Source organism: Ensifer sp. D2-11 (assembly GCF_054161295.1).
The window spans coordinates 942701-962291 of record NZ_CP096435.1; the positions used below are offsets into that span (position 1 = coordinate 942701).

The 19591-nt window shown below is 63.5% G+C and carries 6 protein-coding genes; 3 read left to right on the top strand and 3 right to left on the bottom strand.

Annotated features, from left to right (window positions below):
• Positions 1 to 13 precede the first annotated feature (13 nt).
• From M1D34_RS30305 to M1D34_RS30315, 3 genes are all read left to right on the top strand, one after another.
• Positions 14 to 1312, top strand: a complete 1299-nt coding sequence (locus M1D34_RS30305) for an amidohydrolase family protein (protein WP_498784954.1) — start codon at positions 14 to 16, stop codon at positions 1310 to 1312.
• Between the two features lie 92 nt (positions 1313 to 1404).
• Positions 1405 to 2082 (top strand): cupin domain-containing protein, encoded by a 678-nt coding sequence (locus tag M1D34_RS30310; RefSeq protein ID WP_498784956.1) that lies wholly within the window; start codon positions 1405 to 1407, stop codon positions 2080 to 2082.
• Between the two features lie 117 nt (positions 2083 to 2199).
• Positions 2200 to 2589 carry a helix-turn-helix domain-containing protein gene (locus tag M1D34_RS30315; RefSeq protein ID WP_498784958.1) on the top strand — a complete coding sequence of 130 codons (390 nt, stop codon included), beginning with the start codon at positions 2200 to 2202 and terminating at the stop codon, positions 2587 to 2589.
• 1213 nt (positions 2590 to 3802) lie between these two features.
• Here M1D34_RS30315 and M1D34_RS30320 read toward each other — a convergent pair.
• The 3 genes from M1D34_RS30320 to M1D34_RS30330 all read right to left on the bottom strand — a co-directional run bounded on the left by M1D34_RS30320 (position 3803) and on the right by M1D34_RS30330 (position 19288).
• Positions 3803 to 4726 (bottom strand): helix-turn-helix domain-containing protein, encoded by a 924-nt coding sequence (locus tag M1D34_RS30320; protein WP_498784960.1) that lies wholly within the window; start codon positions 4724 to 4726, stop codon positions 3803 to 3805.
• A 331-nt stretch (positions 4727 to 5057) separates the two neighbouring features.
• Positions 5058 to 8843 carry a TonB-dependent receptor gene (locus tag M1D34_RS30325; RefSeq protein WP_498784962.1) on the bottom strand — a complete coding sequence of 1262 codons (3786 nt, stop codon included), beginning with the start codon at positions 8841 to 8843 and terminating at the stop codon, positions 5058 to 5060.
• Entirely contained in the window at positions 8840 to 19288 is a 10449-nt protein-coding gene (locus M1D34_RS30330) for a CLIPPER-2 domain-containing protein (protein WP_498784964.1), read from the bottom strand. The genes M1D34_RS30325 and M1D34_RS30330 overlap by 4 nt, the downstream gene beginning before the upstream one ends.
• Positions 19289 to 19591 lie beyond the last annotated feature (303 nt).

Here is a 19591-nt window from a genome sequence, read left to right on the forward strand (position 1 = left end):
GAGGGACTGACCCATGTTCGACCTGATCATCCGCAATGCGAATCTGCCGGACGGCCGCCAGGGCTTTGATATCGGCCTTGCCGGCGGCAAGATCGCCGCCATCGAGAAATCGATAGCCGCGACCCCCGGCGAGGAGATCGACGCGGCCGGCCGCCTGGTCAGCCCCCCCTTCTGCGATCCACATTTCCACATGGATGCGACGCTTTCGCTCGGTTTGCCGCGCATGAACGTCTCCGGCACGCTGCTCGAGGGCATCGCGCTCTGGGGCGAGCTGCGGCCGCTGCTGACGAAGGAAGCCCTCGTCGAACGAGCGGTTCGCTATTGCGACCTCGCCGTCACCCAGGGCCTTCTCTACATTCGCAGCCACGTGGACACGTCCGATCGGCGCCTGGTGACGGCCGAAGCGCTGCTCGAGGTCAAGGAAAAGGTCGCACCCTATATCGAACTGCAGCTCGTCGCCTTCCCGCAGGACGGATATTACCGCGCGCCCGACGGCGTTGCCTCGCTCGAGCGCGCGCTCGATATGGGCATCGGCATCGTTGGCGGCATTCCTCATTTCGAGCGAACGATGGAAGACGGCGCCCGCTCCGTCGAGGCGCTGTGCCGGATCGCCGCCGACCGCGGCCTGCCGGTCGACATGCACTGCGACGAAACCGACGATCCGATGTCGCGCCACATCGAGACGCTCGCCGCCCAGACGGTGCGGTTCGGCCTCAAGGGGCGCGTAGCTGGTTCCCATCTCACCTCGATGCACTCCATGGACAACTACTACGTCTCGAAGCTCATCCCGATGATGGCCGAGGCGGAGATCAACGTGATCCCCAATCCGCTGATCAACATCATGCTTCAGGGCCGCCACGACACCTATCCGAAGCGGCGCGGCATGACGCGGGTGCGCGAGCTGATGGCGGCCGGCCTCAATGTCTCCTTCGGGCACGACTGCGTCATGGACCCCTGGTACTCGATGGGTTCCGGCGACATGCTGGAGGTCGGCCATATGGCGATCCATGTCGCGCAGATGGCCGGCATTGACGACAAGCGCAAGATCTTCGACGCGATCACCGTCAATTCGGCAAAGACCATGGGGCTCGAAGGCTACGGCCTCGACATTGGCTGCAAGGCAGACCTCGTGGTGCTGCAGGCGGCGGACGTCACCGAAGCGTTAAGGCTGAAGCCGAACCGGCTGTTCGTCATCAAGGCGGGCAAGGTCGTCGCCAGAACCGCGCCGCGCATCGGCGAACTTTTCCTCGCCGGGCGTCCTGCCTCGATCGACATGGGACGCGACTACGTTCCCCCGGTGCTGCAGCGCTGATCCCATGCTGCTGGAGCGACCGCAGAACTGTTGAGAAAATGAGGTCCGGTGGCGCGAAGTTCCGTATAGTCGTGACGTGGGAGACCAGTCAGATGCGCATCAATGACGACCTGACGAAACCGGTAATCGTCCATTCGACTAAACTCGACTGGATTCCAAGCCCCGCCGCAGGGGTGGATCGCCGCATGCTCTACCGCGTCGGCGGCGAAGTCGCGCGCGCAACCTCGATCGTGCGCTATGCGCCGGGCAGCGCTTTCCCACGCCACGTCCATAGCGGCGGCGAGGAAATCCTCGTGCTCGAGGGGACCTTTGAGGACGAGCACGGCGACTATCCTGCGGGCAGCTATTTCCGCAATCCGCCCGGCACCTCGCATATACCTGCCTCGAAGAACGGCTGCACGATTTTCGTGCGGCTCTGGCAATATCGTGAGGGCGACGGCACGCAAAGTGTTCGCCACCCTGGAGAGGGTGAATCAGCGCCGTTGCGCGAGGGGGTCGAGGCAGCGCGCGTCCTGTTCGACGACGGGAAAGAGCGCGTGTCGATAGAAAATTGGCTGCCGGGTTCAGCCGTCAGGGTCGAGAATCCCCGTGGGCTCGAGTTCCTCGTCCTCTCCGGTGGTCTCGCAGTCGGGGGCGAGCAACTGGAACCGCAGAGTTGGGGCCGGTTGCCCGCAGGAGAGGCGCTCGAAGCGATGACCGGGGCCGAAGGGGCTGAGATCTGGATCAAGGATGCATCGCTGCAGCACCCCGACGTGCTGCAGCTGCCCTGAAACGCGACGCAGTTCCGGACGGGCTTTCTCGGCTTCGGTAAGAGACGTTGCTGAAGGGCGACCTTCCGGCAGGCCTGGGCGACGGCGATATCAACGGGAAAGAAGTTTCATGTCACGATGCGCGTGAAACACTTGGACGGACGTTGCGTCAGATTGAGGGGTCAAGCGCTTGCCGTCCGAGATGAGACTGGAGAGATTGTCGAGTGGGTCGGAAGCACCGACTATCTCGACGATCACCTTCTAGAGCCCGCCGAGGATGGACCGCTGACCCCCGGACAGATCTGTGCCGCGCGGGCATTGCTCGACTGGACGGCGCCTGAATTGGCTAGGGAGGCCAGCGTATCGTTCTCGACGGTAAGTCGCATGAAATCATCTACGGATTCAATAAGACAAGAAAGCCTGAGAAAGGTGCGAAGTGCACTGGAGGCGCACGGCGTTCGCTTCTTTTGGGATTCCAACGGTGGAGTGTCGGTCGGCATCTCAGCCAAAACGGCAGAGAACACCTGACGACGTGATGGGTGCGATCGCAGCGACAACTGCCGCATCATACCACCAGGGGTTTGGCTTTCGAGCGCCCGAACGCCCACTCATGGACGCCGGTCTCGTCTGGCTCCTCGATGTGCTTGGGCGAACCCACTGAATGCAAGCACAATTTCGGATAGAATGCGAGAGCATCCGGACCTTGGGCCGAGCTTCCATAATTGCGGCGAAGTCACGATAGTCCTCGGCCCGGTCCGCCCTTTGGAACGGGGAACATTCTTTGAGCCCGTGAATTAATAGGCGTCGTTTCTCCATCTGGAACAAGCGACTCCATGTCCCCCCGATTGATGGCAAGTAGTGCCCACCCAGGCACCCAGGACGGCACTGCTTCTGACGTCTGCTTCGCGAGCGATTGACATGAACGTTAGGAAAGCAGGAAAAGCCCGGTTGCTATTGGCGGTCCCTGAGCTCCGTCGCAGTCCTTGGATGATGCGCGACCCAATATTTCTGAATCTCTGCGAGGCCTACGAGCTTGCATGCCTTGACCGGGACGCGCTTCGGCGCTCGGCAATACAGGACGAGACGACGCTCATGAAGTCGGAGGAGGAATGCCGAATGATAGAGGCGACCGTAGTCGATTACGTCAGAAAGCACCAAGGAGCTCCCCACCTTGTCTAAACCCCTGAAAGTGGAGTGCAGGCGGCTATCTTTGAGTTTCGAAATTCGCTGGCAGAGCGTCTTAGACTCTTCCTCGCCCTTCGACGTATCTACTCTTCCTGTTCAGGGTCGATCCGCGAGAGCTTGGACACGGTGTCGCATACCACAGGATCCGGGAGATTAGAGGTACTGTTCAAAGGAGCAACCACCTGCAGGGGTTGACTGATGTGCACACCTTCCCTGTGCCATTTTCTCGGATCGGCCAGAGTAACAACACGATTCTGGCAGTCTGGGCAAAGGTCGAATGTCTCTCCAAAACGCAAGCCGCTTGCGGATGAGATCTCCACGCTCAGCACTCTCCACTTATCGATTTTCCTCAATGTGAACTGTACGTCACAGCCCGCACAAATCCAGGTTGGCTTTGCCATACCTCTTTCCTCTCTCCCATCCCCTTTCAAGCGATGATTGCACACGAAGGATACAAGCGCGAGCAACACTTCTGGTGGGCTGGCAGTAAGAGGCCGCGGGAACACAGCCGTTTTGTGGCGCGTCGGCTGATGCGGCGGCAAGCAGTCGCGAAATGCTAGGGGCGCGTGTGCTTTTCGCGCAGCAGACTCGGCGTTTTGCCCCGATGAGCTTTCATCAAATTCGTCAAATGACTCTGGCTGGAAAAGCCGCTTAGATATGCAATCTCCGAAACAGGCATTTCGGTTCTGGCGAGCATCTTTTCGGCGAAGTCAAGCCGCAGTTCCAGGACATAGCGATACGGTGGCGATCCGAACGTTTTTGTGAACGCCTGCGAGAAGTGCCCTGGCGAAAGTCCACAGATCTCGGCGAGCTCGGATGTCGTCAGCTTTCGTCTGAAGTGCTCGTGAAGGTATTCGCGGACTCTGTTGGCGGCGATTACTGAAAGGCCGCCATCCATTGGCTTGGGCGGTTTCGTTGCGCTTGAATAGTTGCGCAGAACGTGCACGCCTAAAAGCGTTATCAATGAGTCGAGGTAGAGTTCGTTCGCGTGTTCTGGGCGGCTGAGCTCCGCCTTGATCAACTTTGCGAACTGCAATGCGGTGTTGTCGATCGTATGGTTAATCGGCCTGATCTCAATATCGGGGCGATCAATCTCATGACCCGCAAGTTCGCGCATGCTCTCCGGTGAGAGCGCCACGACGACGCTCTCTATTGTGGCAGACCACTCCGACTTACACTCCATGCCTGCCGGTGCTACCCCGATCATGCCCGGTGTGACGTCGAATTGCCGCCACCGTTCTGAGTCGAAGGCAAATCTGAAGCCCGGCGAGCGGTCCAGCCTGATCGCCATGCTGTGGCCGCTCGACAGGAAGGAATGCGAGCCTGGCGGCTGGCGCCAGTGAACCGCACCCCCACGGAATGCCATCTTTCGCGGCCCGACATGATCGGGCACGCGCTCGAGCAGACTAGCGTCTGCAGTTTGCCTATTCATTTCTGCCACTGCCCCACAACGCGCTGCATCTTGCAGGCGGTCGAACATTAGCCCGGCAAGCTCAAGTCGACTATTCCGGGAATTTGGGGGTGGATTTGATAGTTATTAGCATTTAGTTTCCAGCGCCCGGCCGATCGGGGTTGTGGCTTTGAAGCAGGCGAGCCTGGCAGGAAGGGCACAGCTGAAGCAGTGCGCCCTCGTCGAGGCACACTCCGGACTTGGCCATACTCTTGACCCACCGATGAGAGTCGATTTTGCGAAGCTCATGCTCTCGGCCGCAGCCGTCGCATGTCCACGTGCGTTCGTGTGGCATGGATACCTGAATCCCCCAGACCCGTTGGTTCGGTGTGGCTCCCTGATTTCCAGAGTGCCACGTGCCTTAGAACTTGCCGACCATGTTGAGGAAGACGCCCTCGTCGTTGAGGGTCAGGTCCCTGAGATCATCGGAGAAACGGCCGAAGTTGTAGCCGACACCCACCTTGAAGTTCTCGCCGACGTGCCGGTAGACGGCCGCGAGCGCGCCATAGTCTGTGGTGTCGGCCTCGGGCATGTGCAGGACGCGGCTTTCCACCAGGATATCCCAGCTCTTGATGACGTGCAGATCGGCTCTGATAATCCCGAGATGGGCCGAGGACTTCTGCCACTCCTCTTCAAAGCTCGAGCCGCCGCCGTCTTCGGTGCGGTAACGCACCTCGCCGAAGCGGAAGCCGTATTTGCCGCCGATTGTAAGCCATGGCATCAGGTCGTAATTGACGTCGGCCGAAAGGATATGACTGCGCTGCGCCGGAGCGAACTGATCGCCGGTGGCGCCGCTGATCAACTGATTGTTGCCGGGCAGATCATAAAGCCAGGTGTATTTGAAGAGCGCGTTGAGACGATCGTTGTCGACCGGCCGATAGGCATAGCCGACGGACGCCTCGACGTAATCGGTGTCGGCAAAGAAGGTCTCCGACCCTCGGCTGTCGGAGAGCACTGTGTCGAAGTGGGTGATCAGCCGCCAGTCCGGGTCGGTCTTCCAGGCGAGCCCGCCGGTCAACAGATAGGTGTTCTGGTCGCGCGTATGGTTGTCCGAACGTTCGACCCGGACCTCGCCGCGCGCCCGCGCGGTGATACCCCGTTCCTCGTCTTTGTAGCCGACCGCCAGCGAGGGGGCGTAGCGCTCGAAGTCCTCGTATTGCGCGTCGGTATCGGGATTGACCGTCTCGTCGCGGATGCCGCCGATTTCGAGACCGCCGTCGACCGTCCAAACGTCGTCCGGCGTATAGACGACGCCGTAGGTCTGGGTCAGCGAGTGGCGGTCGCCGAACATGTCGTAACTGCTCTCGCTGTAGGCCTGCAGCAATTCGCTCATGGTGCGGCGCATGCCGAGGACGATGGTGCCCTTGTCGCTGCCGAACAGATCGCGCGTATCGTAGAGGTCGAAGGCGCGATCCGGATCGAGCTTGTAGCCGAGATAATAGTGCTTGTCGGCCGTCGGGTCATAGGTGATGCCGGCCAGCGCCCCGACACCGTTCGTGCCGTAGGATACCTCTCCCTCCAGCCCGATCTTGTCGGTGAGGCGGTATTGACTGCCCACGCCCACCCGGTCGTTGCGGTCGATGTCGCCGGAGCGGTCCAGCGTCCCTTGCGCGAAGGCATAGACGAGCCGGTCGTCGTCGATGCGATAGTCGAGGCGCACGCCGGTATCCAAGCGCGAGCCGTCATAGCCCGACTTTCCTGCGTCGATCGCAAGCGGCGACATAAGTTCCGTGTAGGTCACGCCGAAGGACAGCTTCCAGTGTTCGTCGAACTGGTGGCTGACGCTCGTCGAGCCGTCGCGGCGAATCTGGCCCTGATCGTCGCTGAAGTCGTCATAGGTGAGCTTCAAGCCGGATTTGGCCGTCAGATCGAGGTCGGCATGCGCCCCCCAGATGCGCTGGTCGACCGTCACGTCGTCGAAGAGCGTCGAGAATCCGGCCTGCTTTTCCTCATAATAGCCGCCGAGCTTGCCCTTGATCGCGGTGCCGATCTCCGCGAGGTCGGCCTGTCCTTCGACGCGCCAGGCTGCCCCCTCGTCGTCATCAGGGTCGCCGTAATAGCTCGGTTGCTTGTCGCCCCAGGTCAGGCCGCCGTCGGAGGATTGGTTGAGATCGAAGCCGCGTCCCTTGGACTGGGCGACTTCAGCCTTCAGATAGGTGCTTTCGGAGTGCCGCAGCGTCACGTCGGCCCCATAGGCCTTCTGGTCTGCAAGCTCGGTGCTGTCGTCCATGCCGGTGACGCCGACGCGGACCTTGTCGTTGACCCAGTGCTGGGCGCGACCGCCATAGACATAGCCGTCGACATCGCTCGCCACCGGTTCATACTCGTATTGAACCGTCAGGTAGAGCTTGCCGCCGCCGAGTGCGCCGTCGCGAACCGGTGCGCTGGTGCCGGTCATGGAGGAAAGCGGCCGGCGAAGGATGATGACGCCCTGCATATAGTCGAAGGAATAGTCCTCGCCATAGGCGAGCACCCGCCGCTCGATGACGCGGCGGGTCACCGGATCGCGGATTTCCACCTTGACGGTCTCGGAGCCCTCAACGATGTCCTGCCGCTGCAGGAAATAGGCCGAGCCGCCGGTGCCGAGAAACTCCTCGCGTTGCGGCAGCGTGTCGGGCTGCGCGGCATAGGCGGTCACCTCCGTGCGCCTCTCGCCGAACGACGTCGTCTCTTGCGAACGGTACACGCCGGATGCGCCGTATAGCGCCCGGTCGGAAGGCAGGAACTCGGTGCCGGTGATCTGGGTCTTGTAGTTGCCCCACATCACATGGCTGTCGCCGCGCTCGAGCCGGACGTAGAACTTGCCCTTGGTCGGCGCGTCCTCGGTGAAGGTCGAGTCGTCGCCATAGACCGGATAATAATCGTCCGGATCGAGGCGGCGCAGGATCTGGCGCGGATCCTGACCGTCGAGGTTGCCGAAGAGTTCGTTGAGGTCGTCCTCGCCCGTGTCGGCCGCCGCCGTCAGCAGGTATTTGCCCTTGACCTTGCCCTTCAGATAGAAGGCAAGCCGGCCCTTGGAGTAGACGTCGTCATATTCGCCCGGCCGCACCTCTTCGATGCGCGCATCGCCGGTGCGTTTTCCGATGGTGAGATCGGCAAGCGCCACGTAGAACCAGTCGTTATCCGGGATGTTGACGTCACGGCTGAATGACAATCCGCCTGTCTTCCCCCCGGTCTTCGATGCGCCCTTGACCGCCACGTCCACGGAATGGTCGCCCGGCGGCAGGATGCGCTGCACGACAAAGGCCTGGTCGGGATCCGTCGGGATCGTTTCACCGAAGACCTGGACGGCATAGCCGGGCGGCACCTGGCGGCCGTGGACCGTCACCGCTCCGCCGCTGACAGGAATGTTCTTAATTGCGGTTCGGTCCTCACCCATGCCGGGCGCCACCGCCTTGTCCTGCTTCGGATCGAGATTCAGATCGCGGTCGGTGCGGGCGATCGTCAGCGGCGCCGTCTCGTCGAAACGGCCCTCTTTGTCGTAGACGCGCAGCACATAGGCGAACTCGGCCGCTTCAGCCTCGGGCATGACCCAGCCCGCCTCGCCGTTGATCGCTACCGGCACAGTCGCAATGGGCTTTTTCTTGTCCTTGCCCTTCCGGTCGAAGATGCGGACCTCCGCCCGGTCGATGAAGGCCGGGTAATTGGCGGTAGAAAGGAAGCGGACCTCTTCGCCGGCCTTGTAGGTGCGCTTGACCGGAACGGTCGAGACATTGAGCAGCGTGCCGGCCTCGAGTCCGTCGAACTTCACCTGAATGTCGACGGCGGAGAGATCGATGTCGGTCTGGCGCTGCTGGTCCACCGGGCGAATTGCCGGCTTCGGCTCGCCGGACGCAACGCGCCCGGCCTTGCGGGCCGGAGCTGGTTCCTCGACCGTCTCGGCGCTCTTGTCCACCGTCTCCCCATCGACGCTGATCATGAAGGGGATCGCCGGCTTGTCGGCCACGGTTTCGCTCTCCGTGTTTTCGCCGATCGGCAGCGAGCGCACCGCACTGCCGGCAACGATCTTGCCGCCCTTTCCCGCCTCTTCGGCGGCTGCCTGCAGCGGGGCTCCCGTGAGCCCAACAAGGGCCGTGCCGGCGAGCAGCATCAGACGCAGACTGGACGCCTTCGGGCAAAGCCCCATGCTCGTTACAACGCTGTTCATTGTCCCGCCTCCACACGCGTCTCAATTTCCAGGGGGTAGGATCGTTTGCGTTGTCGCCATCTCTCGGCGATCAGCGCCTTGGTGCGTTTGACACGGGCCTCGGCCAGTTCCGGATCGCTGCCCGGATCGAGATAGGTCAGCCGCAGCACCGATTGTTCCTGGGCCAGCACATCGATGAGCTGGTCGACGCCTTCGGCCCAAAGCTTCGCGAGCTCCACTTCTCCCGGCACGAAAGCCTCTTCGGTGAGATCGAGCCTAACCACGCGGCCGATCGAGGCACCGAAGTTGAGCTCCGTCATCTTGCCGGCGGTCAGCCGCACGACACGCGGGTTCTCGGTCGTCACGCGATAGCCGGTCGGCAGGGTCCGGGTGTCGAGCTTCATGATGAAGTTCGAGCCGATGCGTGCTTCCGGCAGGTCCGCGCAGGCGACATGGAAGCGGCCATATTCGTCCGTGGTGATCAGCCAGCCCTTGACGGTCGCAACCCTGACGCCGGGAAGCCCCGGCTCGCCCTGGTCCTGGTAGCCGTTGCGGTTCTCGTCGTCGAAGACCTTGCCGATGATGTCGCCGCAGTCGAAGACCGGTTCGACGATGATCTCCACCACGGCGCGCGCCTGCGGCGAGATGCGGTTACCGGTGGCGTCATCGGCATGGGCAAGGTTGACGTGCTCGCCTCCCGCCGTGCTCAAGGCCAGCAGGCGCAGCCGGATCTCGATCTCCGAATTGCCGTCGACCGAGATATCGGGGAAGCGGATCTGCCGGCCGACGATCTCCGGCGTCACCTTGGTGCCGCCGACCATTGCCGTCCCGTCCACGTAGCGGAAGCCGGCGGGCATCGTGTCGACGATCGTCAGGCCGGCGGCCCGCGCAGCCGCGTTGTTGATCACGCGGATGGTGAACGGCGCCTGCTCGCCGCGGCGGATGAACCGCAGGTTCGCAACCTTGGTCACGGTGATGCTGGTCGGCTCGGCCGTCGGCATGGTGACGAGCGAGGTCGATTCCGCCGAGGTGACGTCACCGCCACCGGCGGTCCCGGCTGCCGTCGCGCTGTTGGCAACGGCCTCCGAAACGCCGGCAGCATTCTCGATATCGCGCTCCGTCAGCGTATAGGTCGCGGTAAAGTCCTGGCTCTCACCCGGGGCCAAGGTGACCGGTTCCGGGCTGAACCGCGAGAGCGAACCGCCGGCGGCCTTGCCGTTGAAGGTCGGTCCGGCATCGACCGGCCAGACATTCTTGACCGTCTGCCCGCCGTCATTGGTGACGGTGAAGGTGTAGGTCAGCGTATCGCCGGTGCTGGCATAGCCGTTTCCGTCGACATCGCTGAACAGGCCGGTTTTCTGAAGCACGAGGCTTGCCGGCTGCGGCAGCGTCACGACGCTGTCGGGCGGGCTGCCGATCGGCGTGCCGACGGGGTTGGTGCCCCTGGCGGTCGCCGTGTTTTCCACACGGCCGGCATCGATCTCGCCTTGAGTCGGCGCATAGGTCGCCGTGAAGGTGAAGGTCTGAGCCGGTGCGAGCGTCTGCGGCCCCTGATCCAGCGAGATGCCGGCCCGGGCAAGCATCGGATCGTCCACCGTCACCCCGGTCAGGGTCACCGCGCCGGTGTTCTCGACCAGGAACGAATAGGTGATCGTTTCTCCAAAATCGAGCAGGTCGTCGCCGTCCAGATCGTTGAGCACGGCGGCCTTCTCGATCGTCATGCCGGTCGCCTGGTCCGGCGGAACGACAACCGTGTCCGGCGGGCTCTCTGTCGGCGGTCCGGACGGAGGCGTGCCGGTGCCGGTCGCCGTGTTTTCGACCCGGCCGGCATCGATCTCGGCCTGGGTCGGCGTATAGGTCGCCGTGAACGTCGCCGTTCCGCCGGGCGCCAGCGTCTGCGGGCCGGGGGTCACCGAGGTGCCGGCATTGGCGAGCAGCGGATCGTCGACGGTGACGCCGGTCATTGTCACCGCGCCGGTGTTTCTCACCAGGAACGAATAGTCGATCGTCTCGCCGGCATCGAGAAGTCCGTCGCCGTCGGTATCATTCAGCGTGCCAGTCTTCTCGATTGTCAGGCCGGAGGCCTGATCCGGCGGCACCACCACGGTATCCGGCGGGCTTTCGACCGGCGGACCTGAGGGCGGCGTGCCGGAACCGGTCGCCGTGTTCTCAACCCGGCCGGCATCGATCTCGGCTTGCGTCGGCGTATAGGTCGCCGTGAACGTCGCGGTTCCGCCGGGCGCCAGCGTCTGCGGGCCGGGTGTCACCGAGATGCCGGCATTGGCAAGCAGCGGGTCGTTGACCGTCACGCCGGTCATCGTCACCGTACCGGTGTTGCGCACCAGGAACGAGTAGCCGATCGACTCGCCGGCATCGATGAGACCATCGCCGTCGGCATCGTTCAGCGTGCCGGTCTTCTCGATGGTCAGTCCCGTCGTCTGGTCCGGCGGCACGACGACCGTGTCCGGCGGGCTGTCGATCGGCGGACCGGAGGGTGGCGTGCCGGTGCCGGTCGCGGTGTTCTCCACCTTGCCGGCATCGATCTCGCCTTGGGTCGGCGCATAGGTCGCGGTGAAGGTCGCGGTTCCGCCGGGTGCCAGGGTCTGCGGTCCCGGCGTCACAGAGATGCCGGCGTTCTGGAGCAAGGGGTCGTTGACGGTGACATTGGTCATCGTCACCGCGCCGGTGTTGCGCACCAGGAACGAGTAGCTGATCGTCTCGCCGGCATCGATGAGCCCGTCGCCGTCGGCATCGTTGAGCGTGCCGGTCTTTTCGATGGTGAGCCTGGAGGTCTGGTCCGGCGGCACGACAACCGTGTCCGGAGGGCTTTCGACCGGCGGACCTGACGGCGGCGTGCCGGTGCCTGTGGCGGTGTTTTCGACGCGACCGGCATCGATCTCGCCTTGGGTCGGCGCATAGGTCGCCGTGAAGGTGATGCTGCCCCGCGGAGCAAGCGTCTGCGGTCCCGGCGTCACAGAGATGCCGGCGTTCTGCAGCAAGGGATCGTTGACGGTGACATTGGTCATCGTCACCGCGCCGGTGTTGCGCACCAGGAACGAGTAGCTGATCGTCTCGCCGGCATCGAGGAGCCCGTCGCCGTCGGCGTCGTTGAGCCTGCCGGTCTTTTCGATCGTCAGTCCGGACGCCTGGTCCGGCGGCACCACGACGGTGTCCGGCGGGCTTTCGATCGGCGGGCCGGAGGGCGGCGTGCCGGTGCCGGTCGCGGTGTTCTCCACCTTGCCGGCATCGATCTCGCCTTGAGTCGGCGCGTAGGTCGCGGTGAAGGTGACGCTGCCTCTTGGAGCAAGCGTCTGCGGCCCGGGGGTTACCGAGAGGCCGGCATTGGCAAGCAGCGGATCGTCGACGGTCACGCCGGTCAGCGTCACCGCGCCGGTGTTTCTCACCAGGAAGGAGTAGCTGATCGTCTCGCCGGCATCGAGCAGCCCGTCGCCGTCGCTGTCGTTGAGCGTGCCGGTCTTTTCGATCGTCAGGGCAGGCGCCTGGTCCGGCGGCACCACGACGGTATCCGGCGGGCTTTCGACCGGCGGGCCTGATGGCGGCGTGCCGGTGCCGGTGGCGGTGTTCTCCACGCGCCCGGCATCGATCTCGCCTTGTGTCGGCATATAGGTCGCGGTGAAGGTGACGCTGCCTCTTGGAGCAAGCGTCTGCGGCCCGGGGGTCACCGAGAGGCCGGCATTGGCGAGCAGCGGATCGTCGACGGTGACATTGGTCATCGTCACCGTGCCGGTGTTGCGCACCAGGAACGAGTAGCTGACCGTCTCGCCCGGATCGAGCAGTCCATCGCCGTCGCTGTCGTTGAGCGTGCCGGTCTTCTCGATCGTCAGAGTAGGCGTCTGATCCGGCGGTACGATCACTGTGTCTGGAGGGCTGTCGATCGGCGGTCCAGAAGGCGGTGTGCCGGTGCCGGTCGCGGTGTTCTCGACGCGGCCCGCATCGATGTCACCTTGAGTCGGCGTATAGGTCGCGGTGAAGGTCGCGGATCCGCCGGGCGCCAGCGTCTGCGGCCCCGGTGTCACCGATATTCCGGCATTGGTCAGCAGCGGATCGTTGACCGTCACGCCGGTCATCGACACCGTGCCGGTGTTCTGGACGCGGAAGGAGTAGCTGATCGTCTCGCCGAGATCGATGAGGCCATCGCCGTCGCTGTCATTGAGCGTGCCGGTCTTCTCGATCGTCAGCTGCGGCGTCTGATCCGGCGGCACCACGACGGTGTCCGGCGGGCTTTCGATCGGCGGACCGGACGGAGGGGTGCCGGTGCCTGTGGCGGTGTTCTCGACCCGGCCGGCATCGATGTCACCTTGCGTCGGCGTATAGGTTGCCGTGAAGGTGAAGGTCGCACCCGGCGCCAGCGTCTGCGGGCCCTGATCCAGGGCGATACCGGCATTGGCAAGCAACGGATCGTTGACCGTCACGCCCGTCAGCGTCACCGCCCCGGTGTTTTTGACCAGGAACGAGTAGCTGATCGTCTCGCCAAGATCGATGAGATCGTCGCCATCGCCATCGTTGAGCGTGCCGCTCTTCTCGATCGTCAGTCCGGACGTCTGGTCCGGCGGCACGATGACCGTGTCCGGCGGGCTTTCGACCGGCGGCCCGGAGGGCGGCGTGCCGGTGCCGGTCGCGGTGTTCTCCACCCGGCCGGCATCGATGTCACCTTGCGTCGGCGTATAGGTCGCCGTGAAGGTCGCGGATCCGCCGGGCGCCAGCGTCTGCGGGCCGGGTGTCACCGAGATGCCGGCATTGGTGAGCAGCGGATCGTTGACGGTGACATTGGACATCGTCACCGTGCCGGCGTTTCTCACCAGGAACGAGTAACTGATCGTTTCGCCGAGATCGATGAGGCCGTCACCATCGACATCGTTCAGGGTACCGGTCTTCTCGATCGAAAGCCGCGGCGTCTGGTCCGGCGGCACCACAACGGTGTCCGGCGGACTGTCGATGGGCGGACCCGACGGCGGCGTGCCGGTGCCGGTCGCGGTATTCGCGACGCGGCCGGCATCGATGTCGGCTTGCGTCGGCGTGTAGGTGGCGGTGAAGGTCGCGGTCCCGCCGGGCGCCAGCGTCTGCGGGCCGGGTGTCACCGAGATGCCGGCACCTTGAAGCAGCGAGTCGTTGACGGTGACGTTGGTCATCGTCACCGGGCCGGTATTCTGGACCCGGAACGAATAGCTGATCGTTTCGCCGAGATCGATGAACCCGTCGCCGTCGGCGTCATTGAGCCTGCCGGTCTTCTCGATCGAAAGGCGCGGCGCCTGATCCGGCGGCACGATGACCGTATCCGGCGGGCTCTCCGTCGGCGGGCCTGAAGGCGGCGTGCCGGTGGCGGTGGCGGTATTCTCCACCTCGCCTGCGTCGATCTCAGCCTGCGTCGGCGCGTAGGTCGCCGTAAAGGTGGCGGTTCCGCCGGGCGCCAGCGTCTGCGGGCCTGGCGTTACGCTGATCCCGGCATTGGTCAGCATCGGGTCGTTGACCGTAACGCCCGTCATCGTCAGCGTGCCGGTGTTCTGAACCCGGAAGGAGAAGTTGATCGTCTCGCCGGGATCGAGCAGTCCGTCGCCGTCGCTGTCGTTCAGCGTACCGGTCTTCTCGATCGAAAGGCGCGGCGTCTGCTCCGGCGGAACGATGACCGTGTCCGGCGGGCTCTCGACGGGCGGGCCGGACGGAGGCGTGCCGGTGCCGGTTGCCGTATTCTCCACCCGGCCGGCATCAATGTCGGCCTGGGTCGGCGTATAGGTGGCGGTGAAGGTCGCGGTCCCGCGCGGCGCCAGCGTCTGCGGGCCCGGAGTGACCGAAATGCCCGCATTGGTAAGCAGCGGATCGTCGACCGTCACGCCGGTCATCGAGACGTTGCCGGTGTTCTCCACCACGAAGCTGTAGCTGATGGTTTCGCCGAGATCGATAAGGCCGTCGCCGTCGAGGTCGTTGAGCGTGCCGGTCTTCTCGACCGTCAGCTGCGGATCCTGGTCGTCGTTGGCGACGGTGCAGATCGCGTTCTGGCCGTTCGCAAGCGTGAGCTGGTTGTTGGCCGCGGGGGCTGCGGCGCCGCCATCGACCGAGCAGCTATAGGCATCAGCCACGTAACCGGCCAGATTGTCTTCGCCAAGCGCGTAGGTGCCGGACGGGATCGATGCATTGGTGACCGCCGCATCACCCATGGCGCCTTCGATCATGTTGGTCAGCGGAGCCTGGCCGGTGGCGCGCAGCGTGAAGTCGGCCGCCGCGGCGGTCCCGCCATTGTCATTCACCACCACTTTGCGCAGCGTCACCTTCGGCTGGCAGATCGCCGGCGTGTTGATCTGCGCCATGAAGGCCTGCGCCGGGGGGCCCGACTTGACGTGAACGATGACCTCGTTCAGTCCCGTCCGCCAGCTTCCGTTGAGGGAACCGGTTGCGCCGCCGGCCGAGCTGAAGCCGGCATAGTAGTAGGGATCGGCGCCGCCGAACCCGGAGCGCACGCCCTGCGCCTGCCCGTTGACCCAGACCTGGTAGACCGAGTTGTCGGAATAGAAGGTCATGTCCAGATCGAGGCTCGACGGCTCGACTGCTGGGTCCAGATTGAACTGGTAGCGATAGAAGATGTCGTAGGAGACACCCGTATTCGGATGCATGGTGTTAGCGCTGTGCGAAATCCACCCCGCATTGCCGAAAGGCGAGGGGATATAGGCTCCCGGCGGATTGGTGACGATCGTCGCCCCACCCCAGCTGAGGCCTGCCGGCGGTGCCCCGGTGACACGGGTCGGCGTCAACGCGACCTGCCAGTAGTCGTCGAAACCGCTGGTCTTCCTGCCGCCTGAGCCATTGTAAGCCGTATTGAAATAGGCACCCGTGGTCGAGCACGACACGGTCGGAGGATAGGCGGGCGTATAGGGCGGCGTCGGCGTGGTGACCGAGCACTCCGGGCAATCCTCGGGCACGTCGCCGCCGCTCACCATGTTGCGGATCTGAGTGACGCCCAGCGGGAGGGGAGCGGCGACTGTCAGGTCGATCTCGACCACGGCTTCGCCGCCTACCGGTACCTCCGGCACCGTCAGCAGGACCGTCGACGCCCCCGCAACTGGATTCGTGAAACCGGTCGCGCCCGAGACGCGCGTCATCGTCGCGCCATTCGGAATGTTCTCGATGAATTCGAAGTCGTTGAAGGCCGACCCGCTTACGTGGGTGACGGTCACCCGATAGGTCAGGACCTCTCCCGCCTCGGCCACATTGTTGGTGGTGATGCTTTCGCCGGTCAGTTCCTTCTTGACGCTCACCTGCGGCTCGCCCGGCGTATTGGTGAACACGCAGCGGATATCCGCCTGCGGTCTGACATTGGCTGCCGGAATGGTCATAGCCGGCGAGCTGAAGGCGCCGATCACGGTTGGATTGCCGGTCGTTCCCGCATTTTGGTCGGTGCAGACGGCGGATCCGAGCGTCCAACCGGCCGGGACGACCTCGCTCAGCGTAACGTCGGTCCTGGTGTCCCGTGCGAAATACATCGGCGAGGAGACCGCCGTGCCGGCCTGCGTGGTCGTCAGCGTCGTGCTGCCCACCAGGGAACCGTTCGCTGCCGCGACATTGGACATGTTGATCTGGAAGCTGCCGGTGTCCTCTTCGCTGACCTTGGAAACCGTCAGGCAGGGCGGGCGGACATAGAGCGAATTTGCAATGTTGTCCCCGCTGGCAATTCCCCTGGCGCGGAGAGTGATGGACGTTACGAGGCCTGAGCCGCTCCCCTGCAGGTAACCGCTCTGCCTGTAGGGTCCCGAAGGATTGTATTGCAGCGCTCCCGACGTCCAGGCCAGGTCGCCACCCACCTTGGTGAAGCTGGATACGGAAGCTGTGCTTCCCGTACCGAGCGACACGGTAACGGTCGCCGGGCTCTGCGCCGTATAGGCGCCGTTGAGGTCGTTGACGTGGAAGCGGATCCAGCTTGCCGGAACGGCTTGCGAGAAGGTCCAGGTGAAGTCGTAGTTCCCACCGCCTTGCGTCGCCCACGGATTGTCGGTCTGCCATGCACTGCCGGCCTTGGTAACGGTACCGGTGACCGGGAAAGGGGAGAGCGTAAAGCTGTTGCCCGCCGTTACCAGGCGCGGCGAGCACACGCCGGACACCGGAGGCGGCTCCATCGTGTCGATGTCGCTCGCGGTGTTGTTGCCCGTATCGCTGTCGGGCGAACCTTCGGGGGCGGTCACCGTTGCCGTATTGGTGAGGCTGCCGTTGTAGCTCGCGGGCACGGTCATGCTCAGCGTATAGGTGACCGAGCCTCCGGCCGGCAGGTCCGCTGTTGTGTCGATCGCGCCGGTGCCGCTAGGCACGTCGCAGGTTGCTCCGCCCGTCGTGTTGCCGCAGGTCCAGCTGGCATTGGTGATGCCCGCCGGGAGCGGATCTCTCACTGCGGCGTTCTGGACGCCGAAGGGGCCATTATTGCTGACGACGATCGTATAGGTCGCGTCCCCTCCGGGGACATAGGTCGTCGTCTGATCGTCCTTGGTGATGGCGAGGTCAACCGGGAACTCCATTGGAGAGAGAGCGCATTTGGCGCCGTCATTGTTGGTCGAACCCTGCAAGTCCGAGATCAGCGTCGCCGCCCCGGTGGTCACGTCGAATTTATAGAACCCGCCTGAGTTCAGGCCGCCATAGAGCCCATTGCTGGCCCCGAACATGGCACCGAAAATACTGGTCGACAGGCCCGTCGGCCCGACCAACGCGACTTGGCCGCTCGTCGGATTGATCGCGTAAAGGGTGAGAGTGGAGTTCTGGCCATCAACGGCGTAAAGCTGACCATTGTACCATGCCAGATCAGCAACATAGAGCGTCCGGCTCAGTGGGACGGCAGTGGCGGTTCTCGACGCCAGATCAATTCGGTACAGCCCGTTATAGACCTGGTTCGTTCGGACGTAGTAGCTGCCGTCCGGGCCGATCTCACCTGCATTGTACTCCGCCCCGGCGACTTGAGGGAGGTCGCTTACCGTGCCAAGATCCGCGACGCTCCCATCGCCGCCAATGCGGAGAAGCCTGTTCGTCGCCGATATGGCGTATTGGTAGTTGTCGGCCGGGTTGTAGGCGACCGCATTGTACGTGAAGGACGACATCGCCCCTACCGGCTGGACGACAAAAGGATTCGACGACGTGTCGAACCGGTAAAGCGATGTCGGCCGGTTTTGGGCCAGATACATGGTCGAGGTGCAACTGCCGAAGCTCGGTTGAGTATCGACTGACAGGGAGGCGCTCCCGGTGGGCACGAGATTGCCCACGCTGCTCGACATGTTGCTGGCGCCGTTTGTGTAGTTGCCCCCCGCTGTCGCGGTGACACTCACGGTAATCGTGCACGTAGAGCCCGGGGCCACGCTGATGTTCGCCGCCCGAACGGAGGTCGCGCCGGCCGCCAGTGCGCCACCTGCTCCATTGGTAACGGTTGGACTGCCGCAACTGCCATTGTTCGTTGCCGTCCCCGACGCAAGGGTCAGACCCACGGGAAGGTTGTCGGAGAAGTCCAAGGGGGTAAGGGTCACCGAGCCCGATTGGTTGGGGTTGGTGATCGAGAAGATGAGTTGGCTCGTCCCCCCCGCCGCGATCGAAGCAGGGCTGAACTGCTTGGTCAGCGGTGCCGTGGGGAAGGAAAGCGTCCAGGCCAAGCCGTCGTTGAAACCGGTCGTGGTGCCGGTTGGAGGCGTGGCGTTGTTGTTCAGGGTCAGGGTCTGGATTAGACCCGACGCTGCCGTCAGGCGGAACGAGCCGCAGGCGCCATTGATCGGATCGGTCGCGCTGTTGTTGTTGCAGCCATTTTGGGTGGCCGGCTGCAGGGTGTTGTTCAGCGTCGTGCCGCTGACGTCCATAAGGTTGTTCTTGACGACGGTCGTCAGCCCGATTGCCGCACCCGATGTGCTCGTTCCAGTGACTGCGAGGCGCGATGCATCCAGATTGTAGAAATGGAAAATTGGAGCGATCAGCGGCTTGTTGAACTGGAGTCGGGAAACATAGCCGTTGCTGCCCTCGATACAGCTGTTTCCTACCAATCCATTCGAGGGAAAGTCCGGCTCGATGAAGGTGGCGACGTTCGAGAAGCTGTTCAGACTGGAGGCCGTCCCTGATCCACCCATGAAGAGGCAGCCGGCCGCCGAAGGCGCTGCAACGCGCGAGGTAATGGTCTGAGTGGCAGTGACTGCCGGACTGCCGTAAGGACTGCTTGTCCAGTTGAACGTGCGGGTAGCGCCTACAGCGGCTCCCGTTCCGGTTATCGTTGTCGGCCAGGCCTGCGCGGGGGCTTCTGCAGCCGTTGCTTGGGAGGCAAGCAGCGTTGTGGCCACCAGAGCTGTCGATGTCAGTATGTCCCGGAATGCTGCGGAGCCCGCCCGCCGGCGGACCGTCGCCAGTGCCGAACTGAAGAGTTGTGCCGAATCCGGCGTGGTCGCGGCATGAGTTTTGGTAAAACGTCGCACGACATCGCGCAGCGAAACTGGCTTCCGCATGAAGGACCCCCTCGAATTCAGTCATTCGATCGAGTCCTTCGCAGCGCGTTATTGTCCCCACGCCACGAGTCGGACTGACCGAAATCAAGGGCAAGAGACGCAGAACGCCGAAAATCTGTCTTTCAGGAAACCAAGGTCTTTTGCAGGATCCTACGATGCGGGATCGCTTTTTTCAGGGGGTGTCGCTTTATGGTTGATGTTGTGTTCAATTCGCCACGGTTCCGCCTCGAACCGGCGCTCTTGGACCGGCAAGAGAACGCGCCGGATGAAACCGATGAAGTTTGCCATATTGGCTGTGTTTAG

Bases quoted from the DNA above. Each gene is read 5' to 3' on its own strand.
- M1D34_RS30305 (WP_498784954.1), top strand. From the start codon at position 14: ATGTTCGACCTGATCATCCGCAATGCGAATCTGCCGGACGGCCGCCAG.
- M1D34_RS30310 (WP_498784956.1), top strand. From the start codon at position 1,405: ATGCGCATCAATGACGACCTGACGAAACCGGTAATCGTCCATTCGACT.
- M1D34_RS30315 (WP_498784958.1), top strand. From the start codon at position 2,200: ATGCGCGTGAAACACTTGGACGGACGTTGCGTCAGATTGAGGGGTCAA.
- M1D34_RS30320 (WP_498784960.1), bottom strand. From the start codon at position 4,726: ATGTTCGACCGCCTGCAAGATGCAGCGCGTTGTGGGGCAGTGGCAGAA.
- M1D34_RS30325 (WP_498784962.1), bottom strand. From the start codon at position 8,843: ATGAACAGCGTTGTAACGAGCATGGGGCTTTGCCCGAAGGCGTCCAGT.
- M1D34_RS30330 (WP_498784964.1), bottom strand. From the start codon at position 19,288: ATGCGGAAGCCAGTTTCGCTGCGCGATGTCGTGCGACGTTTTACCAAA.